Genomic DNA, 23,850 nt, shown 5'->3' with positions numbered 1-23,850 from the left:
TCCCTATGCAACTGACGAACCTCGAAACCGGGGTGGCTTTGCCATTGCCCGATGACTTGCTGTGGAGCGACGAGCACGCGTGGTCGCCAGCTGTGGCGACCACTTCTTACCTCATCACCGGAGCCTTGCTGATCCAGTCTGCCACCCGCCAAGCCGGTCGCCCCATCACGCTGGTGGGCGCACCCGACATGGCTTGGGTCACGCGGGCCACGGTCGAGCAACTACGGGCCTGGGCCGCACTTCCAGTCGGCAGTGCTACCGGCCGATTCGGCTTGACCTTCGCCGATGGCCGCTCGTTCACCGTGGCATTCCGCCACGCAGAAACGGCCATCGAAGCTGAGCCTGTGCTAGGCATCCCGGCCCGTGCCGCTACCGACTTCTATCGCCTGACCCTTCGATTCCTGGAGATTTGAAATGCCGATCCAATCCGGCGACGTGAAACTGCTGAAGTCCGCCGTGATGGCGGATGTGCCCGAGGGCGGTGGCGCGCCCACGGGCAACACCATTGCCGATGGCGTCTCGAACGCCATCTTTCCTGACATCTCCGAGCTGGATCGCGCCGGTGGCCGGGTCAGCCTGCGCAAGTCCTTCGTGTCGGTGCAGACCGACGACACCGACACCTACTTCGGTGCCAACGTGATCGTGGCCGAGCCGCCGCAGGATGCGCGCGTCAGCGTCACGCTGTTCAGCACCGAGAAGACCTTCGACACGCGCGAGCAGGCCCAAGTCCGTATCGAGGCCTACCTCAACAAGGGCCCGGAGTGGGCTGGCTACCTGTTCGAGAACCACATCGCGGGCCAGCGCGTCATTCAGCTTTTCCAGCGCACCACCGACACCGTTCCCAATGTCGGCCAGACGCTGGTCTTGATCGAGAGCGAGGGGCTGGGCACCCAGAAGGAGCAGTACATCCGGGCCACCTCGGTGTCTGTCGTCGAGCGCACCTTCACCTACGACGGTGACAAGGACTACAAGGCCAGCATCGTCACGGTCGACATCAGCGACGCCCTGCGCTACGACTTCACCGGCTCGCCCGCAAGTCGCACGTTCACTCGCGCCGCGAATAGCACCAAGACGCGCGACACGGTCGTGGCGGACGCCGGAACCTACGTCGGGGTAGTACCGCTGACGCAGGCCGCCGCCGTCGGCGACTTCACGATTAAGGGCACCTCGATCTACACGCAGTTGGTGCCGAGCGCGCAGACCGAGACGCCCATTTCCTTCGTGCCGCCGTATGCGGCAGCAGGACTGCCAGTACCAGGGGCCGTCGCGGTGAGCTACACGGCCAGCCACGCTTGGACGACCAGCATCAAATTCAATCTGCCGGGCGGTTGCTTGCCAGGGTCACTGACCATCGGCACGGACGGCATCACGATCTTTGACGACGCAGGCCTGCTCAAGACCGCCAGCGGGACGGTCGGAACCATCGACTACGCCAACGGCATCTTGACCCTGAACTCGGGGACGATGTCGAACTCGAAGGCCATCACCTACACGCCCGCCGCGCAGATTCTGCGTGCTCCGCAAAGCTCGGAGATTCCGGTTACGCCCGAGTCGCGCAGCCAGTCCTACGTGGGCACGGTCAACCCGGTGCCGCAGCCCGGAACGCTGTCTATCAGCTACATGGCCCAAGGGCGCTGGTATGTGCTTTCCGACAGTGGCAACGGCTCGCTCAAGGGCCTGGACGCCAGCTACGGCGCGGGCACCTTCAACAGGAATACCGGAGCCTTCGTGGTCACGCTGGGTGCGTTGCCCGACGTGGGCAGTTCGCTCGTGCTGACCTGGAACGTGCCTACGCAGGAGACGCAGCAGCCATCCACCACCCTGAAGGCCGCCCAGAGCCTGGCATTGAGCCCACCTGCAGGGACGGCGGTGCAACCCGGGTCGCTCACCGTGTCCTGGGAGTACGGCGGCACCAAGACCTCAACGGCGGCCACGTCGGGCGTGCTGTCGGGTGCCGCCACGGGCAGTCTGAGCGTGGCGCAGAACCGCGTGGACTTCGCGCCCAATGTGCTGCCAGCGGTGGGCACGCAACTCACCGTGAGCTACGTCGCGGGCCCGAAGCAGGAGGACTCGTTCGCTCACCCCTCCCGCAATGGTGCGGGGACGCTGCCAGTCACCGCGACCTTGGGGGCCATCGAACCGGGCTCGCTCGAAGTCGAGTGGAACACGTTCACCGACGAGGCGGTTCTCGGTGCGTACACCTTCGCTCAATTGCAGGAGATGGGTATCGCCGTCTCGATCTGGCGCGACCCCACCCAGATCGCCCGAGATGACGGGAACGGCGGTGTAGTGCTGAACGGGATCTCGATTGGCACCGTCAACTACGCAACCGGTCAGGTGACCTTCAATCCGGATGTCTCGATCCGTATCCCACGCCCGGTCTACACGGCAGTCGCCATCAACGGCACCGGTCGGTGGCGATTGAACTACGGCGGCATCGCCTACGTCGATGCGCCATCGCTGTACCCCAACGACGAGTCCGGCTACGTCAAGCTGCGCTACAACAGCGCGGGCTCGACCAGCAACCAGACCGAGACGTTCCAGTTCCTCCCGGCCTTCAAGCTGGTGCCGGGGGTGAATGCCCAGGTGGTGACTGGCACGGTGCTTCTCTCCATCAGTGGCGCGCAGCCGTGGGGCGACAACGGACAGGGCACGTTGCGCGAGTTCACCACCAGTGGCTGGGTCACGCGCGGCACGATCAACTACCTGTCTGGGGACGTGGCGCTGACGTCCTGGACGGCGGGCACGAACAACGCGATTCAACGCGCCAGTTGCGTGACCACGGTCGGCGAGAACATCTCCAGCGAGTTTGTGTTCCGCACTGGCGCGGCACCGCTTCGTCCTGGGTCGCTGTCGATCCAGTACGCCCGCGCGGTTGGTGGCACGCAAAACGTGACGGCCGGGATTGACGGCAAGATCGAGGCAACCGGCATCAGCGGCAGCGTCGACTACGAGACCGGTCTGGTGCGCGTGCGCTTCGGAACGATGGTCACGGCGGCTGGGAACGAGAGCCAGCCTTGGTACGCCGCCGACCGGGTGGGCACGGACGGCAAGATCTTCCGACCCGAGCCGGTGGCTGCATCCAGCGTGCGCTACAGCGCGGTGGCCTACAGCTATCTGCCGCTGGACGCTGATCTGCTTGGCATCGATCCGGTGCGCCTGCCCAGCGATGGGCGCGTGCCGATCTTTCGCCCGGGCGGCTTCGCCGTGGTGGGCCACACCGGCAAGATCACAACCTCGCTCAGCAACGGCCAGACCATCAACTGCGCGCGGGTGCGCCTGTCGCGTGTACGTGTCGTTGGCCACGACGGGGTGGTGATCAACACCGGCTACTCCGCTGATCTGGAAGCGGGCACCGTCACCTTCATCAACGTGGAGGGCTACAGCCAACCCGTGACCATCGAGCACCGCATCGAGGACATGGCTGTGGTGCGCGATGTGCAGATCAGCGGGGAGATCAGCTTCACCCGTGCGTTGACGCACGAATATCCGCTGGGGAGTCACGTCTCCAGCGCGCTGGTGGCCGGTGACCTGTTTGCCCGCGTCAATCTGGTGTTCGACCAGTCGACGTGGAACGGCGCGTGGTCGGATGCCTTGTCGAGCAGCTCGGCAACAGCGACGTTCAACAACACGCAGTACCCGATCCGTGTGACGAACCGGGGCGCATTGACCGAGCGCTGGGTCGTTCGACTGACCAACAGCACCTCGTTCGAAGTCATCGGCGAGAACGTCGGCGTGATCGCCACGGGCAACACCAGTGCGGATTGCGCACCCAACAACCCGGCGACCGGCGTGCCGTACTTCCAACTGCCTGCGCTCGGCTGGGGCAACGGCTGGGCCACCGGCAACGTGCTGCGCTTCAACACCATCGGCGCGCAGTTCCCGGTCTGGGTGGTGCGCACCGTCCAGCAGGGGCCGGAATCCGTGCCCGACGACAACTTCACGTTGCTGATTCGCGGGGATGTTGACACGCCTTGACGGCGTGGGTGGACACCCTTTGAACCCGACTTTTTGCAGGAACCCATGAAATGACCGACCTGACCGTCAAATACTTCAACAGCGGCATGACCGGCGCACCGCAGATCGCCAACAACTGGGGCGATCTGGTGACGATGCTCGATGCCTGCCTCGTCAACGGCTTCGCCTTGAAGGCCATCGACACGCTGACCTTCGCCGATGGCATCGCTACGGCCACCATTTCCACCGGCCACGCCTATCGGCCTTTTCAGGTGGTCGAGATCGCTGGAGCCGAGCAGCCCGAGTACAACGGTTCATTCCGTGTACTGACGACGACCACAACCGCCTTCACGTACGCGGTGACCGGAGCACCGGTGTCGCCTGCGACGACCACCACGAACCTGAGCGCCAAGGTGGCTCCGCTTGGGTGGGAAAAGCCGTTCGCAGGGACGAGCAAGGCGGCCTACCGTAGCAAGAACCCGCAGTCACCGCAGAACATCCTGCTGATCGACAACAGCCTCAAGACCCCCAATTACACGACAGGCTGGGCCAAGTGGGCGAATGTCGGGATCGTGGAAGACCTATCGGACATCGACACCATCGTTGGCGCGCAGGCTCCCTATGACCCGAATAATCCAACGCAGAACTGGAAACAGGTCACTGGCAGCCAGTGGGGTTGGTACAAGTGGTTCCACGCGCGTGGGCCCCAGTACGAGAGCAATGGCGACAGCGGCGGCGGTGGCCGCAACTGGGTGCTGATCGGTGACGACCGCCTGTTCTTCCTGTTCTGCACCAACGCAGCGGGCTACGGCTGGTATGGCCGAAACAGCTACTGCTTCGGCGATCTGATCAGTTTCAAGCCCGGCGACAACTACGCCACGGTGCTGGCTGCCGACGACAACTACTCGGGGATGAGCAACTACTGGAGCTATCCAGGGCAGTTCAGCGGCTACGGGCTGGTTTCGTCCCTGGACTTCACCGGCAAGGTGCTGCTGCGCAATCACACCCAACTCGGCAATCCGGTTCGCTTCGGGCTGACATCCTTGAACACCAACAACGGCCAGCAGATCTGCGGTCGGGGCCCGATGCCTTTCCCGAATGGCGCGGACTACAGCTTGTGGCTGCTGCCCACCTACGTGCGGCAGGAGGACGGCCATATGCGCGGCATCTTGCCCGGAATGCTGTGGATGCCCCAAGACCGTCCGTACAGCGATCAGACCATCGTGGACAACGTGGTCGGTCAGGCGGGCAAGCGCTTCCTGCTGGTCAGGACGCAGTACAGCTCGGAGACCGAGGGCGCGCAGATCGCGTTCGATATCACCGGCCCATGGAGGTAAGCCATGAGCTACCCGCTGAGCGAAACCTTTGCCACGGCTCCCGCGCCCGGCTACACCGCAGTCCTGGGCGGAATGTCCGCGACCCACAACACCTTGCAGCAGTCCATCGACATCTCGGCTCCCAACGCCCAGTCCATCCTGCGCTTCAACGAAACCGCCCACGGCGACTTCTGGTTCGAGGCGGATGTCGAGTTTCTGACCGATCCGAGCGCCCGCAAGCACATCGGCCTGTGGATGACGACCGGCAACGGTTCCGAGGGCTACCGGTTCGCGCACATTGACGGTGCCTGGAACGTGACACGCTGGAACAGTGGCTTCGGCGACGGCGCGGCGGTGACGGGCGGCATCAACGATGGAGCGAAACCGGTCGCGGGCGTCGCCGACGTGGCCCCGACCTTCAACAACGGCCAGCGGTTGACTCTGCGCTGCGAGGTCATCGTCGGAGCCTTCGATGCCAACGGTGTGCCGTGGGCGCGCCTGATCCAATTCAAAGCCGGTGGCGTGCTGATGTTCCAAGTCGGGGATGCCGCTTACCGGGGCAAGCTGATTCCGGGCGTGTTCCTATACGGTGCCACAGCGCGCGTCCACGCCATTGCGGGTGACACACCTTCAGGTCTGCCCGCGTTTCCTGCGACGGTGGCCGTGAACGCCTCCGATGACCTGTTGCCGCTGGCCGGTGGATCGACCTCGGTGCTACCCGATCCTGCCGCCAACATTGGCGTCAATGCCGACTGCGACCTGATGCGCTTGAACAGCCCCAATTCCGAGCTGTGGAACCGGGGTGGTGGTTATGACTGGCACTTCCACCCGATTCCGAACGGTCGCAAGGACATCCACTTCAGTGGCCACGGCTTCATCACTGGAACCGTCAAAGAGAAGGGGCAACCCGACCAACCCCTGGTGCGGCGAGTGCAACTGGTCAGCGAAAACACCCGCGTCCTGGTGGCCGAAACCTGGAGCGATGCCACTGGAGCGTATCGATTCGAGCTGATCGATACGTCCCAGAGATACACCGTGGTCAGCTACGACTACAAGCAGATGTACCGCGCCGTGATCGCGGACAACCTACGCCCGGAGATGATGCCGTGACCGTTGCCATCACTGTCGAACACAACGAGGCGCGGCTGGCGGGTACCCTGGCATTCCTGGACGCGGGCAGCAACCCGGCGCGTCTGCGCATCTACGGCGGGACGCGACCCGCCACCCCGGCCACGACGCCTGCGAGTGCGATGCTGGTCGAGATCAGGCTCACCAAGCCTGCAGGCACGATTGCAGGCGGACTCTTGACGCTGACGCAGCAGGAGGACGGCTTGATCACCAGTACCGGGGTTGCTACGTGGGCGCGGCTGGTCAACGGCAACGAAGTCACGGCGCTGGATCTGGACTGCAGCGGCACGGATGGCAGTGGCGATGTGAAGCTGGCCAGCACCAATCTCTATCTGGGTGGCGACGCCCGGATGGTGTCGGCGATCCTGGGGTAGCCCGTGCCGAGTGCATCCAGCGAATTGACGCTGGCCGCCACGCTTCCAGCACCCGAAGTCAGCATCGCGTTCGGCCCACCTCTGGTCAACCTGCTGTTCGATCAGCCTGCCGCCACCGACGCCGACTTGGTGTTCGGAGCGGGCTTTGTCGCACCGCGCGACGACGTGGTGGTGCTTGCCAGCCTGCCGCTGCCGGTTGTGTCGATCAAGTTCATCCCCCCAGCGCGGGCCGAACTACTGGCCGAGCTACCTGCACTGACAGTCAGCACGCTGGTGCTGCGCCCGAGCGTGCCCCTGGATGTGGCGGGCGCAAGTCTTCCCGGTGTCGTGTTCTCGGGGGAGGTCAGGTACTACTCGCGCACGCAGCGACCGACGGTGGGCCAGACCGAGCACCCTTGGCAAGTGGCTCGGCAGACCGAGGACGGTGCCACGCACGGCCAGCAGGACGCCGCCGCTACACCCGCAGGCTGGGACACGTTCTGGCGACGCACCTTGGGTGTTCCTCAAGGCATCGAGCACAGGTTGCCGCCGGTGCTGGCGGCAGCGCCCGAGCGCCGAAGCGCTCGCCACCAGGATGCGACCCGACTGCAGGATTCGACGTGGTTTGCGCACCAGGACGCCACGCGGTTTGAAGCGGCCCGACGCGGTCTGTTCCAGAACGCAGGCCCTCTGCGGGATGCCACGCGGTTCCGGCATCAGGACGGTGACCGCACCAAGCGCGCGGGGAGAGTGTCCCGGTGGCAAATCGGTGTTTTGGTGGTGCGCGGCCAGGGGAGCGATTTTCAGACCGCACGGCCGCAACTGAAGGGCTGGCGCGGCAGGTATCAGGAAGCGGTGCCGCCGCCACCGGGCATCAGCCGATGGGTGGTGCCTGAGCCGCCCGTTCCGCAGCCTTGCTACACGCCCAGTCCGCACCTGCTGTTTGCCGCGCTGGCCGCGACCGATGGGCATCTGCTGTTCCTTTGTGAAAACCACATCACCCCGCCGCCACCCGATGGGGAGCCGGTGGTCGTTCCTGTTCGGAGGGTCTATTTCGTGATCAACAACGTGACCCTGTACCGCGCGTCCGATGGCGCGCCGGTGCCGGTGTTCAACCTCTCGCTGTCGCTCGATGCATCGTCCTGGGCGTGGGGCTTCGATGCGGTGTTGCCTGCGAAAGCCGAAGCGCTGGTCGCGGGTAGCGCGTCCGGGCCCGTCGAGCTTGTGGCCAGCGTCAACGGCACGGCATTTCGGGTGCTGGCCGAGAGCATCAGCCGCGAGCGCATCTTCGGTGACGCCAGCATCCGCATTTCCGGCCGGGGGCGCAACGCCGTTCTGGCCGCGCCTTACGCGCCGGTGATGACGTTTTCGAATACCGAGGGTCGCACTGCTCGGCAGTTGATGGACGACGTGCTCGCGGTCAACGGCATCCCGCTGGGCTGGACGGTCGATTGGGGCCTGACGGACTGGAACGTCCCCGCCGGTGCGTTCGCGCAACAGGGATCGTGGATCGACGCATTGACCGCCATTGCTGGCGCTGCCGGTGGATACCTGATCCCGCACCCATCAGCGCAGACCATTCGTGTGCGACATCGCTACCCGGTCGCCCCTTGGGAGTGGGGCACCGTCACACCCGACTTCGTGTTGCCCGTCGATGCTGTCGCCCGCGAGTCGCTGCGCTGGTTGGAAAAGCCTGCGTACAACCGCGTGTTCGTTTCCGGGCAGGACGTCGGCGTGCTCGGGCAGGTGACCCGGGCCGGGACTGCCGGAGATGTGATGGCACCGATGGTCGTCGATCCGTTGATCACCGAAACTGCCGCCGCGCGTCAGCGTGGCATCGCGGTGCTGGCCGACACGGGTCACCAGCTCGAGGTCAGCCTGCGCCTGCCGGTGCTCGCAGAGACCGGAATCATCGAGCCCGGTGCGTTCGTGGAGTACCTGGACGGCAGCGTCACGCGACTGGGCATCGTCCGCGCGACGCAGGTGGAGGCTGGGATGCCCGAGGTCTGGCAGACGCTGGGCGTGCAGGCCTATGCATAACCTCTACAAGCAGTTTCGCCAACTGATACCCGACCCGCCGTTGCAGGCGGGCACCGTGATCGACGTCGGCTCTGGCGTGGCCACGGTCGCATTGCCCGGTGGCGGCCGAATCAAGGCGAGGGGCTCTGCGGCCCTTGGCCAGAAGGTGTTCGTGCGCGACGACGCCATCGAAGGCATCGCCCCCAGCTTGACGCTGGAAATCATCGAGATCTGAAACCCAACTAATTCAACCCTGAGACCCGCCCTGATGCTCGCGCATCGGGCGGGTTTCGCATTTCTGGAGAAAGCGAATGACCGAACCCGAACAACAACCCGCGCTTGTCGAGAACATGCTCCTGCTGCGCAAGGAGGACTTCGACGATCTGCTCGACCGTGCCGCCGAACGTGGTGCCGAGCGTTGTCTCGCCCATCTTGGATTGGAGAACGGCCACGCTGCCCGCGACATCCGGGAGCTGCGCGATTTGCTGGAGGCTTGGCGCGATGCCCGCCGCACGGCTTGGCAAACGACCATCAAGGTGGCCACCACTGGCATCCTGGCCGCATTGCTGGTCGGTGCCGCCATCAAGCTCAAGCTGATGGGAGGCCCCCAATGATCGAGACCTTGCTCGGTGGCCTCCTGGGTGGGGCCTTCCGTCTTGCGCCCGAAATCCTCAAGTGGCTGGACCGCAAGGGCGAACGCGGCCATGAGCTGGCGATGCAGGACAAGGCGCTGGAGTTCGAGAAAATTCGCGGCGCACAACGGATGGCCGAAATCGGCGCGAGTGCCGAGGCCGCCTGGAACGTCGGTGCTGTCGATGCGCTGCGCGAGGCCGTTCGGACCCAAGGGGAGAAGACCGGCGTGCGCTGGGCAGACGCGTTATCGATCAGTGTGCGCCCGGTGATCACCTATTGGTTCATGGCGCTGTACTGCGCGGCCAAGACTGCCGCGTTCGCGGCCGCTGTGACCGCTGGCGCTGGCTGGGGTACGGCCATCCTGCACGCCTGGACGGAAGCCGATCAGGCGCTGTGGGCCGGGGTGTTGAATTTCTGGTTCCTCGGGCGCGTGTTCGACCGGGTGCGCTCGTGACTGGGGTGCCGAAAACGGCCATCGAGCTGGCCAAGCGCTTCGAGGGGTTCCACCGGGTGCCGAGGACCGATCCGGGCCGCGCGCATCCGTACATCTGCCCAGCGGGCTACTGGACGATTGGCTACGGCCATCTGTGCGAGTCGACGCACCCGCCGATCACCGAGTCCGAAGCAGAAGTCTATTTGGCGCGTGACCTGCAGACGGCGCTCGCAGCAACGCTGCGTTACTGCCCGGTGCTGGCCACCGAGCACGAAGGGCGGCTCGCGGCCATCGTGGACTTCACATTCAACCTCGGGGCTGGGCGGCTGCAGACGTCGACGCTGCGGCGACGGATCAATCAGAGGGACTGGGCCGCTTCCGCCACGGAGGTTCAGCGATGGGTCTATGGCGGAGGTAAAGTGCTGCCAGGACTGGTTACACGGCGAGCGGCTGAGGCTGCTTGGCTACTTCGCAACACCTGATCTCTGATCAGCCTCCTTCAAGCACTCGATCCGCAGACTCGCCAGCGGCAACGAAACTTCGCAGAATGTTTCCACCGGACTCGCCGACCAATAGATAAGCCAGCCTGTAACGATCTTCCGCTGTGGCCAGCGCCTCCAACCTGCGGACTTGCTCTTCGAGCTTGACCATATCCTCGCCGAGCCAGCTCATGATGCGGCGAATCCGATCTTCGATGTTTGGGCTCTCCTGCAATTCGTCGAGTTCGTGGATGACATCGTGTTTGGTTCCGATCCAGTCCGCACAGAGCGACTCGACCGAAGCGCGAATATCTGTGGGCAACTCGACGGTCGGAAGTTCCTTCTGTACGTAGGCGGCGTTGCTCATCAGGCTCATTGCACAAGCGTATGCCGCTGAGCAGAATTCGTCGAGCGTACCGATTGCGGGGGCTGCGGACTGTGGATGGTCAGGCGTCTTGGCAGAAAAATACTCCTGACTGAAGGGCTTCCACTCATCCTCGGTGAATAGGCGGGAGACGTACTCACGGGCCGAACCTGGCTCCCATTGATACTTTTCGGAGAACTGGTCAAGGAACTCGAGTAGGTGAAAGTAAGCCCGGCTGCTGATATCCCAATGGAGCTGCTCGCCGATGTAATCGCCGTTGATTCCTTTGTACTCGTCGAGCTCCCGTCGCAGAGCAAGGCAGAACTCTTCGATGACCCGACTGACCACGGCCGGTTCTTGCTCGGTGTTGGTAGCAACCTGATCAATAAATGAGCGATCCTTGGTCACAGAGGCTCACCTTTCGCATCAAACATCGATAGGCGTCGTCTTCCAGACGTCCTGCGCCAAAGCGATGAGCATTGCGTGCCGCTTTTCGATGGTTGCGGCATTCCATCCCGGGAATGCCTCCAGCTTGGCGTTGATCCGCGAAATGGACGTGTTCTGCCCAACGTCGGTCAGCGCGACAAGACTGCGTGTCAGGTAGTTGCCGCTCTTGCGGTACTCAGACTGTTTGGCTGTGTAGAAATCATTACCCGCGACGATGTTGATAGGCTTCTCCAGCAAGGTCAGGTTGCCCAGCCTGTTCTTGTAGTCGTCGTAGACCATCCCAGGGTTTTCTGTCGCCCACTTGCCGCGCAGATCGTCCTCTGGCTTGTTGGGCAGAATGTGCTCGATTTCCAGATTGGTGAATGGCTCCAGGCTGCCCGGCACCTTCAGCCCGCTGAACGCCATCTCGACGTGCTGCGTCAGCCGCGCTAGCAGGTAACGTGTCCTGTACTGCTGCATCGAATACAAGGTGAAGCGTTTGAGGGCATCGGCCAGTTCCTGTGACTTGCCCGCCATATTCTTCTCGAAACGATCGGCGACAAAAGCGTTGAGCTGCGCCTTTTGCTTCATCGGATCGCTGATATCCGCAATCGCGCGCAGCTCGTCGGCCCATTGGGAGAAGCTGCGCTCCAGGTCCTTGGTTGGGGTCTTGGTGAAGATGTAGTAGAAGAGGAAGCTCTCCAACTGCGCCACGAAATGGTCGAATAGCGACTTGGGGAAATTGGCCGCCGCCAGCAGCAGAACGTAATGCAAGCTGAACGCGCCACCGGCAAGTCGCTTGAGGCTGTCCATCGCCAGGCTGGGTTTGCCATCGTTGCCCAGCCCGTTGGCAAAGGCCAGGTAGTGCTCGACGTTGCGAATCACCTTGCGCACGAACTCGAAAGGCTTGCCTGCGTAGTCGCATAGCGTCGCGTTGTCCTTGGCGATGAACCAGTCGTAGATTTCGTCCTCGCGCACCACTGCATCGCCACGCTCGTTCTTGATGGTGTAGTTGGCCATCAGGAAGTAGCGCAGGAACCGCAGCGGCTTTTCCTTTTGCTTCTCCAGCGGCTTGGTGATCTTCTTCCACTCGTCCTTGAGCTGGGTGAACTGCGCTTGCTTGACCTGCGTGAACAGCAGGTTTTTGAGCAAGTCCATCGGGTTCAGGCCCACGCCGCGCTCATTGATGGTCTCGAAGATCTTCAGCGCACTGCTCACGTCAGTGGATATCTGGATGAACACCACGTTGTTGGCCAGATAGCCCCAATATTTCTTCAGCTTTGGCGCGTCGTCGTAGTTATCCTTCAAATACCGATACAGCGTGCTGTAGGCATTGACCAGATTTTCCAGTGAGCCGAAGCTGGCGATACCTGACGCCTGAATGCCTGCGCGCACGGTCTGCGGATCGGCATCCAATTCCACCAGCTTGGCCATCACTTCGCCCGCGCTTTCGTAACGCGGCTCCAGCTTCAGGTTGGTGCGCACCTCGCCGTCGCCGTCCACGTAGCTGGTCGAGATCAGCCCGGAAATCATCTGCCGCTGGGGCTCTCCCTGGAACAGATGCTTCAGCGCACACAGCAGTAGAAAGAAGGTGGTCAGGCGCTGCTGGCCGTCGATGACCTCGTAGTGGTTTTTCTGGTCGGTCGGCGAGACCAGCACGGTACCAATGAAATATTCGCGTGTCGTGCCCGCATCGATTTGCTCACCGATGTCCTCCAGCAGCTGATGCACTTCCTTGTCCGTCCAGACGTACTCGCGCTGGTAGTCGGGGACAATGTAGAAGCACTCCCTGAAGGCTTCCTCGATGCTGTATTTGTGGTTTTCGATACGTGCCATGTTCCTATCCTTGTCATTCTTTTCTGTCGCGCCAACGTTTTAATCAGGCTTTTGCTTTGATGCCGCAGCTTTAGCGGTGGTGCGCTGATTCGCTTCCAGAACCTCGATGCGGGTACCCTGCGACCTCACCTGCTCCAGAAGCGCCTGATTTTCTCGTTCAAGTGCGGAACGCTGCTGATTTCCCTGCTCGATGGCGGTCAACACTTTCGCCTGCCACTGATCACCGGCGGTGTTGTTGTCACGGTCTTGGAAGTATGAGAAGCCCGCAAGTATTGCTGCGACTAGCGCCAAGACTGCCGAAGACGCGACAGACCACAGCGCAATTTTGATTTGCGTGCGCGTCGACCGATCAGTTTTTTGGTCGCGCGCTTCCATCTGTTCCATCATGGTCGTCGCTGCGTCTACCAAGTCTTTGAGGGCTTTGGCGGACTCGGCGGTCATTTGACCAGTGAGCCGCGTCAATTCCATTTCTTCAGCACGCTCTTTCGCTCGCTCGCGTGCTTGTTCAGCCATCAAATTGTTCACCCTACTGAAGTGATCAGTGTGGATGGGATGGATTTCCAGCGTCGATTCGCGCGACGGCTTAGTGAGCTTTTCGAAGGCGCTCAAAGTTGAGCCCAATGCAGATGTGCTTTTACGCACCTGATCGAATAAGCTGCTACTGGAGCCGAGCATCTTCTCTCGAAGCCGCTTCGATGCCTGTAACTGCTGTTCAACTTCATTCTGAATCAACCGAATCAGGTATGCCGAACCTGCTTCACCGTCCTCCCTCGACGGCGGTTTGTCATCCTGGCCTTCTTCCCTGACCGTCTGCCACCCAGAAGATTGCACGTAGGCTTCGGCTAACTGCTCGACTTCGTCTTCCGAAAGCGTCTTCGCGATCTGAGGGTCGAGAGGCATACGTTCCGGAGCCTCATCGGATTCCACGTTCAGACTGGCAATACTGGTGAGGAAGGTCCTGATCTGAGTGACAGCATTCCCTGGCTCCAAATTTCCGAAATCTGTCATATCCCGTACCCGCAGCGGATACAGGTAGACGCGGCCAACCGACGTATCTACCTCGGCGAAAGGCTTCGAGCGAAGCAGCAACTTCAGCGATTTCTTCTTTGGTTCATCGCCAGGATTCGGATTTGCATCTGTCATCGACCAAGTCCCCTGCTCATATCGCGCTGCGCAAAGCGACGAACTGGTTATTCGGCCCCTCTGACCGGATGTCAAGGTGTGGGCAACTCGACACCAAGTAGGCCAGTGGTCTCGTCAAGCTGAACGGGAAGAGGACCGGCAACGATTGCAGGCTGTTGACCGACACGGGCTTGCCGACGTAGCGCATGGCCGCCTCGATCAGCCAAACGGTGAGTTCGTCGCTCAGGATGGGAGTCGGCGCAAGACGGATGACGCGCTTGCCTTTCTCGACACGCTCTACCGCGCCCCAGCTTGCTTGTGTCTGGATGACCATATTGGTCATGCGTCGCGTGCCTTCGCGTTCGCCGTAGATCTCGCTCATACGGCGATGCACTTCGGCAGCCGCGCAGTCGTCTTGGATAGCCGACAAGCGACCCACCAACTCGGCCACTTTCCCGAAAAACGGATAGCAAGCTATGGCCACGCCCCAGCACAGTGCCGGAATTGGTGTGTCGGGCTGGCTTTTGTAGAGAGCCGCCGCCCGGTCGGCGAAGTCCACCAGCTCGGCGCGTGGCTCCAGCCAGAGGCGATTCAAGACGGTCCGTGTCTTTTTCTTGGCTTCCACGCCAAGCTCGGCTGCGTCGAGCAGTGCATTCAGATCATCTAGCCCAGCTGTACCCGCACGAACTCGCAGTGCCGCAGCCGCCCAATCAAGCTGAATGAACCGATCGAACCCAATCTGAGGGGCTGATGTATTCATTCGTTTCCAATCACATATTTAACTTTCACAAACGGCACGATCAGTTCTTCAACCGAGATGCCACCGTGGACGACCACCTGCTCACCATCGGGAACAAAAGCCGTTCGGCCACCTGCGAATAGGGGCATATAGCCCGCAGGTAGTCCAGCGATGTCCAACTGAACCGAGTTGGCATTTGCCGCTGCGGATTTCGCCAACAACGATTCACTGCGATACACGCGCACCCGTTCGCCACGGGCTTCTGGAACATCCCCTTCGGATGGACGTCCCACGCCAACGGCTTCAACGTTGCCGTGATCCGCTGTCAGATAAATGTGAAAGCCTCTGTCGAGCAGCAGCGCAAACAAGCGATCGACGAAGCCTGTTTTCAACCAGTTCGCGATCCACAAGGCCACATCTTGTTTGGAGCGTTCCTTGTGCAGTCGGTCATCCACTTCGTCGACCACCAACCCGACCACCTTGGGCCGACGATCGTCCAGCGCTGCTTGCAAGGCATCCAGCTGCTCAATCTGCCGCAACGAGCGCTGGTAGTAGATCTCGCCCGGCTTGACGCCTTGCTCCTGCCAATAGGCCTTCCACAGGTACTCTTCTTTGTTGGTATGGCCGATAGATTCTTCAAATTCGCGCGGCTTACGGCCAGAGAACAGGGCCTGCCGTGACACTGAGGTCACGGTGGGCAGCCAAGCGAAGGAAGTACCTTCATCAAACGCAAAGCGCTTCGTCGCTTCGACCAGCCGCTCCCGAATCTGTACCCACTGGTCCAAGGCCAAGCCATCAAAAACCAGGAGCGCGATCTTGTCGGCACCCAGTGCTTTCCGGCGAGAGCTCAGATAGTCGGGAATCCGATGCACCATCACCGGCCCGTTGTGGAACGAGAGCGTGCTCAGATCCGCGTAGTGCTTGGCAGCCACCCACGCCTGTAGCTGGGCATCAGACTGCTCTTGCAGCGTTTTCACGAGAGCCTGTACCTCTGCCAAACCCTCTGCGCCATAGGCATTGCCCAGATCGTGCACACGGGCGAGGATTTCGCCATACTGCTTGGCAAACTCGCTCCAGGCCTTGTGCGTAGCCGTCGCGCTTGGAATCGCCTCAATCAGCTTGGCAATTCCCTTTTTCACAAAAGCGTTGCGCGCTTGCGGGTCTTGAACAACCCCGGCCTTGATCCAGCCTGGCGCTCCAGCTGGCACAACGTCAACGACCAGCGGGTGCAAGGAGCCATTCAAGAACATCGAATCAACGATGGATTGCACATCCGAGTGCGCAAAAGGGATGTCGACCTTGGCCACGTAATCGGGTGGCAGCGGCTCGCCAATGCGTGAGCCTTCCATGCCCAAGTTCGCCAAGTAGCGATGCCACGCCTCCTGCACCACGCGCAGCAAAGCACTTTTCGACGACAGCCACGTGGCCACCGGAAGGCCTGCAAGCAGTCCCTTGCTCTGGATGATGCTGGCCGCGTGCTCGGCAAAGATCCGGGGTAACGCACGATTGGCAAAGTGCATCCGAAGCACATCACGCCAGAAATCACTTTCCGTGCGAATGCTGGAGCGGGGTGCCAGCTGGTAGACCCGCTCAAGGATGAAATCTTTGGACTCGTTTTCGCCGCGAACACCCTGCAACTCGGTGTCGTGCGCCTCCAGCAAGACAGCAAAGTGCTCGGGTTCAAGCTGCTTAACCACGTTGTAAGCCAAACGCGGAAACAACTGCGCCAAGCCCAAACTCACGACACGACCATAGTGCCCTAGGTCCCAAGGCAGCTCATTGGGATCTGCGCCGCGCCAGTGCACGACCACTGCGGACGTTGGGCCCGGCTCGCCTCGGTCCCAGGCGGCGCGATACCGCTCTTCAAACTCTGTGCGAAACACGAAAGGATCTTCGTACAACAGCACCTCGAAGCCACGGCTGCGCAGCTCCGCCAGCAAACGCTCGTCCAGCAAGACGTCGTCCGGATCGCAGGCGACCCACAGCCTATCGAGATCAGCTGTGAAGCGGCTGAGAATTCGTTCAATCCACTGGCTCATGTGCTTTGTGTCTCCGTCACGCTCTCACCGGGCTTCACCTCGGCGGAGACGCGCACCATCATTACCGCGTTCAGATCTGGCACGCTGGCCGCAGCCTCGGTCAACGCAGCCAGTCTGGCGTCGTGTTCTTGTTGCAGGCGCTTGCGGCGATGCTCGCGCACAGCAGGCAGTCCGATGCGACCGATAGCCTGTTGCCTTGCTTCAAAGGCATAGTCAGCACGTTCCCGCTCTTCTTGCAGTCGCGTCCGATGCGCCTCCAGCATCTCGGTAAAGATCCGCTCGCCCTGGGCTTTAGCCGCCGTCAGTGCTGCGTCAAACCATTTCACCGCCTCTTCTGTGCCGCTGACCCCGTGCACAACCACCGTTTCGGTCAGCAATAAATCCCACACGCGTTTGGCCGTTGGCACAAAAGCGCGTCCATCTTCGTTGGTGAAAACGGGCAGGTACCGCTTGCGGTTCAAGCCTTCTGCCGCAAGGCTGATCTCCCAGAGTGACCAAATGCCGCTCACAGAATCAGGCAGGCCCGACACTCGAATCACTGGCAAGGGCTGGCCCGCCACAAAGCGGGGCAACTCGCTGATCACTGCGCGTGCGCGCGGGTCTTCCAGCGTCACCCACACAATCTCAGGATTCTCGTCAGCGGTGCGCGCGTCAAAGCACACCTGCGCTGCTTCGGTGCCATCCGCCCAAGTCACCCGCCAGGCCTTACCCACCTTCGTTGCTGCGCCGCCGCGTGCGGCCAAGCCAGAGGTGATGGCGCGTTCCAGCCAGAACTGTGCAGGGTGGTCGCGCCATTTGCGGGCATCGTCAGCCTCCAGCTCGTGCGCATCCGACAGCAATTCGCTGCTCTTTTTCGAATCGGCCAAGGTCTCGCGCAACTGCGAAACCACCACATCGCATTCCTGCTCGATTGACGCCGGGTTCTGCAAGCCATGCACGAACAGTTCTTCGAACAAAGGCTCTGCTTCCGCAGAGTCCATCACGTCAGAAGCCTTGTCCACGCCGAACTGCTGGGCGATCACTTCCAGCTTTGCTTCCAGCACCTGGCGAACCCGGTGCTCCACGGTGTCTTCCAGCACAAAGTTGATGGCGCGCACCACGTGCCGCTGGCCAATACGGTCTACGCGGCCAATGCGCTGCTCAATGCGCATCGGGTTCCAAGGCATGTCGAAATTGACGATGACGTGGCAAAACTGCAGGTTCAACCCTTCACCGCCAGCGTCAGTCGAGATCAGTACGCGCACGTCTTGAGAGAACGCCTTTTGCGCCTTGCTGCGGGCATCCAGATCCATGCCGCCGTTGAGAGTAGCCACCGAGAAGCCACGGCTTTCCAGGAAATTGACCAGCATGGCTTGGGTCGGCACAAACTCGGTGAAGAGCAGCACCTTCAGGGCTGGGTCGTTTTCTTCCTGCTGCAGTTTGTAGATCAGCTCGAGCAAGGCTTCTGCCTTGGCGTCGGTGCCCGATGCTTCCGTCTCGCGAGCCAGATCGAGCAGAGTCTCCACCTCGTACTTTTCCAGCTCCCAGCCGGTGGTCTGCATGGCCAAATCCACCTGGGACTGGCCGTCCAAATCTGACCAGTCTTCCTCGCTTGTGTTCTCAAACAACGAGGGTTGTGGCTGCGGCTCCTCCAGCAATGCCAGTCGCTTTTCCAGCGTCGTGCGAATGGCGGCCGTGCTGGACGTCACCAAGCGCTGCATCAAAATCATCAAGAACCCGATGTGGCGCTGCTTGGCCGCCATTGCCTGGTTGTAGCCATGGCGCACGTAGTCGGTCACTGCCTCATACAAGCGCTGCTGCGCGTTGTGCCGCGCCTGCCAGGCCACCGCTTGCAGCCGGGTGACGCGTGGCTTGAACAAGGGCTGGCCTTCGGCGTTGATCGACAGCCGCTTCTCTGTGCGAATCACAAACGGACGCACACGATCGCGGTTCACGCTGCTCTCGTCCGGGAAGGCTTCGCGGTCCAGTAACTGCATCAAGCGCAGGAACTGGTCGGTTTTGCCTTGGTGCGGTGTGGCCGACAGCAGCAAAAGGTAGGGCGATGCTTCGGCCAGTGCAGCGCCCAGTTTGTAGCGCGCCACCTGTTCGGTGCTGCCGCCCATGCGGTGGGCCTCATCGATGATGACCAGATCCCAAGAGGCAGAAATCAGGTCTTCAAAGCGCTCGCGGTTGTAGTTGTTCAGCTGCTCCAGACTCCAGCCACGCCGACTCTCCATCGGCTTGACCGAATCCAAGGAGCAGATCACCTGGTCGTGCATACGCCACAAGTTGTCTTCGTCTCCCTGGTTGCCGCTGCGCCACTGGCGAAACGCGGCCAACTCAGAGGGTTCGATGAACTGCAGTTGCTCACCGAAATGCAAACGCATTTCAGCCTGCCATTGGCGTACCAGCCCCTTGGGCGCGACCACCAGCACGCGTTTCACCCGGCCTCGCAGCTTCAACTCCCGCAGCACCAATCCGGCTTCGATGGTCTTGCCCAAGCCCACTTCATCGGCCAGCAGGTAGCGAATACGGTCGCGGCTGATGGCGCGATTCAGTGCGTACAGCTGGTGCGGCAGCGGCACCACGCTGGACTGGATGGGCGCAAGCAACAGGTTGTCTTCCAGCGCATCCAGCAGTTTGGCCGCTGCTGTGGTGTGCAGGATTTCCTCCACCGTGGGGCGAACGCTCTCCAGCGGCGCAAGGTCTGAGGCACGCGCCCGCACCACCGCGTCTTTGGCTGGCAGCCAAACGCGGTAGGCACTCTCGCCCCACACCTCTTGCCGATCGATGACGCGGCACGACGCAGCCTGCCGCGTCAGCCAGCACCAATCGCCCACGTTGAAGCCGCCGCCCGCCACGCTCAGAGCCCGTCCTCTGTACGGGTCAACGCCATGTCGTAGAGGGTGAGCAGCTTTTCGTCTTCTTGCAGCGTCTCGTCGGGCAGCTTTTTCGCGATGTTAATGATGGCTGCGTAGTCCTTGCTAGCCCACGCAGCTCGGAAACCGGCACGCAGCACTTCCAGACGCGATTCCTTGATCTTGCGACCAGTGAAGGTCCGATAGGCCTCGAATTCTTTGAGTAGCGCCTTCTCGCGTTTTTTCTCCAGGTCCTGCGCCTTGTTCGGATCAGGTACGTACCAGCGGTCTCTCGACTTGGCCACCAGTGCTGGATTGTTTTTCTCCAGACCGCGAAGATCCTTGTGATTCGTCGAGAGATAGCTGTGAATTTGACTCGGCACCTCGCCAGAGCCGTCGTACTTCAGGAAGTTGTCTTCCAGCAAGGCTGACAGTTCAGGTTTGGTCTCATGCTTCTTCCAGCCTGCGCCCAACTGGCCCATGAACTCAGGGCTGATCTCCTGATAGGTTGACGGGCGACGTTTCAGAAAGTCTGAAAGCCAATCGATCGCACTTCGCTCATCAGAGACAAACATTTCCATTTGCGGCGCAATGGCGACTTGAAGGCGTTTCTTGTCGTATTCGGCAACCTGATCGGATAGGAAAACCATGCCGTCGCGCTCAACAAAGCGTTGAGCAAGACCAGACTGGAATTCCTGAGATGACATAGGCACCGGCGCGTTGTGCCGCACGAACCAAGCCACCATTCGGTCAAAGATAATGCGCGGATCGCGCTCAGCGATAAACTCTAATACCCCAGCTTTGACCTTAACTGTCGGCAAGTAATGAAGATGTGTCCGGACAAAGTCCCAAACTGAGTCGTCACTTCCGCCAGATTGAGAAAACCGATCTTCAAGCCCTCCATTTGGCTTGTAAGCAGAAATTACCAGATCTTGCTTTACTGCTGTTGTTGTCGTTACGGCCTTAAATGAGCCTTGTTTCTTATCAAGGGCAGATACGTTTGCGACAACGAACCCTGCCTCTTGAAGAGCAGTTTGGATCGCATTCCACACTGATGCCTGCGTGTTTGAAAACTCTACAGTCATCCAGCGACCAGGCTTTAAGACGCGAAACGCCTCTTTGAAGCACGCTGACATCAACCTCCGATAATCGTTAAGAGTTTTTCCTTGCGCTCGGTTCTCGATGGCTTCCTGGCTGTTGCTCGTCACAACCTTTAACCAAGACTCCCAAAGATAATTCAGCTCGGAGTAATTGATATTTGCACCGAATGGCGGATCAAAGAAAAGGTAATCGCACGAGTTCGATGGCAGTGCAATGTCATTGCTGGATGAGCACGTTATCAGGCTCAAGTTGCGAAAATTTCCACGGGATGAAAACCCGCGAATTATTGAGTCCAATCGTCTATTCAACAGGCTGAACACCTCCCCTTCCTTGGAAAGCGATGGCACGTAGAGAGTGCCGCTAGTAGTTCCACCGGCGGTGTTCTTTGTGTTCCGCGAGTCATACCGAAAGCGGCTCATTTTTGATGCGATCTGAAGAGTCCCCGTTACGACAAAAAGAAACGCCTCATAGTCACGTCTGGATAGTTTCTCCTGGGCTTTCTCCAGTACTCGGCCTAGAACATAAAGCGTGCGCGGAGTAAAAAAGTGATGAACGTGAGTAATGCCAAATGGGTCGTTGCGTCGGGTTTCAGTTCCTTCAATCATTCGATCGATTGGAATCTTCGGAGATAAGGGTTTTCCTGCTATTTTCTCAATCAGTTCTAGATCTTTGCCGTCCGGCACCTTTTCAAATCGCTGGGTGCCGACAGAGTAGTTGATCATGACCGGGCTGTGCTTGGCCGTACGGATCGCTTGCCGCAAAGCTAGGTCAAACTTAGTGGTCCATGCGCGCTCCATTCCGCGCTTGGTAAGCTGCGCGGAGCAGTGAGGGCATGCAAATTCATCGTGAACTTGACCGGCGTCCTTATCGACAGCCGCGTCCCAAAAAACGACCTCGCCAGCACATTCTGGACATGTGAAAACATCTGACCAAACGAGGTAATTAATCTGGCCGGTAGAACCGCCAGCCACGTGGCTGGTTTCATAGAGCCAAGCACATTCTGCTTGCGTTTCTCTGAGAATTCCTTTTGCAACTCGCTCAAACGAGTGAACATCAACTGGCGTGTTGTAGTTGTACGCAATAAAGGTCGCGGCTGGGGAAAGATCATTTAGAACTGCCCTTCGGGAGCCAAGCTTGGAAAAGGGTATCCAATTTGGCTTGCCGTCTTCCAACTCCTGAATGAGGATCTGCCCGTCCGCCTGGACTCGATACCCTAGAGACTCGACAACCGAACGATCTCCGCACAGCTGTGCGGCGACAGCAGTCATCCCTGTTCCGCAGAACCCATCGAGCACAACATCTCCTGGCTGTGTGTAATGCAGGATGTATCGCATGATTGCCTTATGGGGCACCTTAGTGTGATAGCTGTGCGCGTTGTAAATCGGGTCGTTCTTGCCCTCGCTGACATCGGCAGTAAAGGGCTCCTTGCTGTATGAGACCGAGGAGTCATAGGGCTTGCCGTGATGACGGACGAATTCTTCGAGGAAGGGGTTCGGGCATGCCGTGTAGTACGGGGGATCAGATAGAGCCAGGATATCTTCGTCCGACCCAATAGGAAAACCTTCGATCTTCCGGAACGTGGGATCCTTGAGCTTCTCGGCAAGCAGTTCCAGGTAGTGCTCACGGCGAGCCTCGTCACTCGGAAACGTTTGCCCAAGGCATTCAACCGGACCAGATTGGGCCGCGAGGTTTTTGAAAAGATCGCTCATAAGTTTTCCGTTGATTAATTTCCGTTGGCTGCAAGCCGTTGCTGCAGCGATGGATATGCGTAGTGTTCGGTAGCATCACGGCTAGCGGCAATTCGAGTATCGACAAATGCCTGCCAATGCTGGCGTGTTTGGCTGATCATTGGCAATGTGAGATCAAACAACCTATCGAGAATGCCGGAGGTCCCTGAAGCTGCCCAAATTTGGTCATTGGTCGCTGCCGCTTCCAGTATTTTTCTGATGTCGTCGCTGGTGAAAAACTGGACGTAATTCACGACAAGAGTCAGCCCATTGCTCTCTGCCGATCTCCAGCCTCCAGACGATCCGTAAAGATCGATTGCACGGCTAACCAATTCAGGTCTCGGATTTTCAGCGGCAATGCTGATTTGTGCAGTTCGATCAAGCGCATCAAAGCGTGCAAGAAGATCCACAGACAATTCAGGGGAAGATAGTGAGTCAAAAGCAGAAAACGCTGTTAATGCGCCAACATCAACAGTCGCCAGCAATCGCCTAATGCGAAGACGAACCGGCTCAGAAAGCCAGTTCCAGATCCTTGTATCGGAATCGACTAGCGTACAAAGGCCCAGTAATACCGCGTCATCGACAGCGTCAAACCATGTGGAAACGAATGACGGAACCACGCTGTCATAGATAGCCGTTTTGACGGAAGCAATCTCTTTCAATGTCTGCGCGATCTGCTTTTCTTTACCCTGAAAGCGTGCGCGATCATTACCGAAGGTGGACTTGATAAGCCATTTGATCAGATTGGTTACCAACACCTCTTTAGCGCGGTCCAGATATCGGGAGCGGATAAAAGCATTGATATCAGGGCCATCCACGGGAAAAGAGGCGCTCAAAATATCAGCTTCGAATCTGCCAACTGCACTCTTACCCTGCAACGGGGCGTGTGTAAGCAAATACTGCAACGCTTGAACTATGTGCGTGCGCACCAAGTCCGGTGTCGGTTTATAGAGTTCATCTTCCAACACAAATGCCGGATGGGCACATAGATTGCGATCCTCTTGCAGCCGTGTGAAGGCAACAAATTCATGTGGCGCGAAGAGCAATAGTTTTTCGTTCGCAGTCTTCAGCAGTTCACCTTCAATACGCTGCAATTTAGGAACGGCGTTGTGCTCAATCGCAACGTCAAGCTCATCAACAAACACCTTTGGTGCTGCCTCTCCTTGGGCCGCAAGCTCACGAGCCTTTGCAATGATGTCGTAGGCCACGGCGATCCAGGTCGACATGATCGCTGAGCGAAATGCGCCTCCCCTGTAGGCAGTGATGGCCTCAGAGATCAGTCGACGTGACTCTCTGTCTCGCACGGCCAAGCAAAGGGAGTCAATATCGGTCAATCCATGG

General features: G+C 60.0%; 18 protein-coding genes. 10 read left to right on the top strand and 8 right to left on the bottom strand.

The window, feature by feature from the left end:
- The first annotated feature begins 5 nt into the window (after positions 1-5).
- The 10 genes from ACWV14_RS22865 (at position 6) to ACWV14_RS22820 (ending at position 10,321) form a co-directional block, all read left to right on the top strand.
- A complete protein-coding gene (locus tag ACWV14_RS22865; RefSeq protein ID WP_455342692.1) occupies positions 6-413 on the top strand; it encodes a hypothetical protein in 408 nt (135 codons plus the stop codon).
- Between the two features lies 1 nt (position 414).
- Entirely contained in the window at positions 415-3,978 is a 3,564-nt protein-coding gene (locus ACWV14_RS22860; protein ID WP_455342691.1) for a hypothetical protein, read from the top strand.
- 50 nt (positions 3,979-4,028) lie between these two features.
- Positions 4,029-5,294: a hypothetical protein gene (locus ACWV14_RS22855; RefSeq protein WP_455342690.1), complete on the top strand. Its 1,266-nt coding sequence runs from the start codon at positions 4,029-4,031 to the stop codon at positions 5,292-5,294.
- A 3-nt stretch (positions 5,295-5,297) separates the two neighbouring features.
- Positions 5,298-6,383, top strand: a complete 1,086-nt coding sequence (locus ACWV14_RS22850) for a hypothetical protein (protein ID WP_455342689.1) — start codon at positions 5,298-5,300, stop codon at positions 6,381-6,383.
- On the top strand, positions 6,380-6,775 hold the full coding sequence (locus ACWV14_RS22845; RefSeq protein WP_455342688.1) for a hypothetical protein: 396 nt from the start codon (positions 6,380-6,382) through the stop codon (positions 6,773-6,775). The genes ACWV14_RS22850 and ACWV14_RS22845 overlap by 4 nt, the downstream gene beginning before the upstream one ends.
- Positions 6,776-6,799: 24 nt before the next feature.
- On the top strand, positions 6,800-8,794 hold the full coding sequence (locus ACWV14_RS22840; RefSeq protein ID WP_455342687.1) for a hypothetical protein: 1,995 nt from the start codon (positions 6,800-6,802) through the stop codon (positions 8,792-8,794).
- Complete coding sequence (locus ACWV14_RS22835; RefSeq protein WP_455342686.1) at positions 8,787-9,008, top strand: hypothetical protein; 222 nt, start codon at positions 8,787-8,789, stop codon at positions 9,006-9,008. The genes ACWV14_RS22840 and ACWV14_RS22835 overlap by 8 nt, the downstream gene beginning before the upstream one ends.
- 76 nt (positions 9,009-9,084) lie before the next feature.
- Positions 9,085-9,387 carry a DUF6127 family protein gene (locus ACWV14_RS22830; RefSeq protein WP_147073246.1) on the top strand — a complete coding sequence of 101 codons (303 nt, stop codon included), beginning with the start codon at positions 9,085-9,087 and terminating at the stop codon, positions 9,385-9,387.
- Complete coding sequence (locus ACWV14_RS22825) at positions 9,384-9,860, top strand: hypothetical protein (protein WP_455342684.1); 477 nt, start codon at positions 9,384-9,386, stop codon at positions 9,858-9,860. Before ACWV14_RS22830 ends, ACWV14_RS22825 begins: the two co-directional genes overlap by 4 nt.
- Positions 9,857-10,321, top strand: coding sequence for a lysozyme (locus tag ACWV14_RS22820; RefSeq protein ID WP_455342683.1), 465 nt, complete (start codon positions 9,857-9,859; stop codon positions 10,319-10,321). Before ACWV14_RS22825 ends, ACWV14_RS22820 begins: the two co-directional genes overlap by 4 nt.
- A 7-nt stretch (positions 10,322-10,328) precedes the next feature.
- On the opposite strand, the gene ACWV14_RS22815 is transcribed toward ACWV14_RS22820, so the two are convergent.
- The 8 genes from ACWV14_RS22815 to ACWV14_RS22780 are packed head-to-tail and all read right to left on the bottom strand — an operon-like array spanning position 10,329 to position 23,735.
- Positions 10,329-11,090 carry a hypothetical protein gene (locus ACWV14_RS22815; RefSeq protein WP_455342682.1) on the bottom strand — a complete coding sequence of 254 codons (762 nt, stop codon included), beginning with the start codon at positions 11,088-11,090 and terminating at the stop codon, positions 10,329-10,331.
- Between the two features lie 18 nt (positions 11,091-11,108).
- Positions 11,109-12,944 carry a DUF262 domain-containing protein gene (locus tag ACWV14_RS22810; protein WP_455342681.1) on the bottom strand — a complete coding sequence of 612 codons (1,836 nt, stop codon included), beginning with the start codon at positions 12,942-12,944 and terminating at the stop codon, positions 11,109-11,111.
- 39 nt (positions 12,945-12,983) lie between these two features.
- A complete protein-coding gene (locus ACWV14_RS22805) occupies positions 12,984-14,087 on the bottom strand; it encodes a hypothetical protein (RefSeq protein WP_455342680.1) in 1,104 nt (367 codons plus the stop codon).
- 16 nt (positions 14,088-14,103) lie between these two features.
- A complete protein-coding gene (locus ACWV14_RS22800; RefSeq protein WP_455342679.1) occupies positions 14,104-14,826 on the bottom strand; it encodes a hypothetical protein in 723 nt (240 codons plus the stop codon).
- Complete coding sequence (gene pglZ / locus ACWV14_RS22795; protein WP_455342678.1) at positions 14,823-16,844, bottom strand: BREX-3 system phosphatase PglZ; 2,022 nt, start codon at positions 16,842-16,844, stop codon at positions 14,823-14,825. Before pglZ ends, ACWV14_RS22800 begins: the two co-directional genes overlap by 4 nt.
- Positions 16,841-19,684, bottom strand: a complete 2,844-nt coding sequence (locus ACWV14_RS22790) for a DEAD/DEAH box helicase (protein WP_455342677.1) — start codon at positions 19,682-19,684, stop codon at positions 16,841-16,843. Before ACWV14_RS22790 ends, pglZ begins: the two co-directional genes overlap by 4 nt.
- Positions 19,685-19,686: 2 nt before the next feature.
- Positions 19,687-22,491 (bottom strand): DNA methyltransferase, encoded by a 2,805-nt coding sequence (locus ACWV14_RS22785; protein WP_455342676.1) that lies wholly within the window; start codon positions 22,489-22,491, stop codon positions 19,687-19,689.
- 14 nt (positions 22,492-22,505) lie between these two features.
- Positions 22,506-23,735 carry a hypothetical protein gene (locus ACWV14_RS22780; RefSeq protein WP_455342675.1) on the bottom strand — a complete coding sequence of 410 codons (1,230 nt, stop codon included), beginning with the start codon at positions 23,733-23,735 and terminating at the stop codon, positions 22,506-22,508.
- Positions 23,736-23,850: the final 115 nt, after the last annotated feature.

The organism is Variovorax durovernensis, assembly GCF_977011995.1.
Note: the sequence above shows the minus strand (reverse complement) of the source record. Positions and strands in the feature narration are given on the sequence as shown.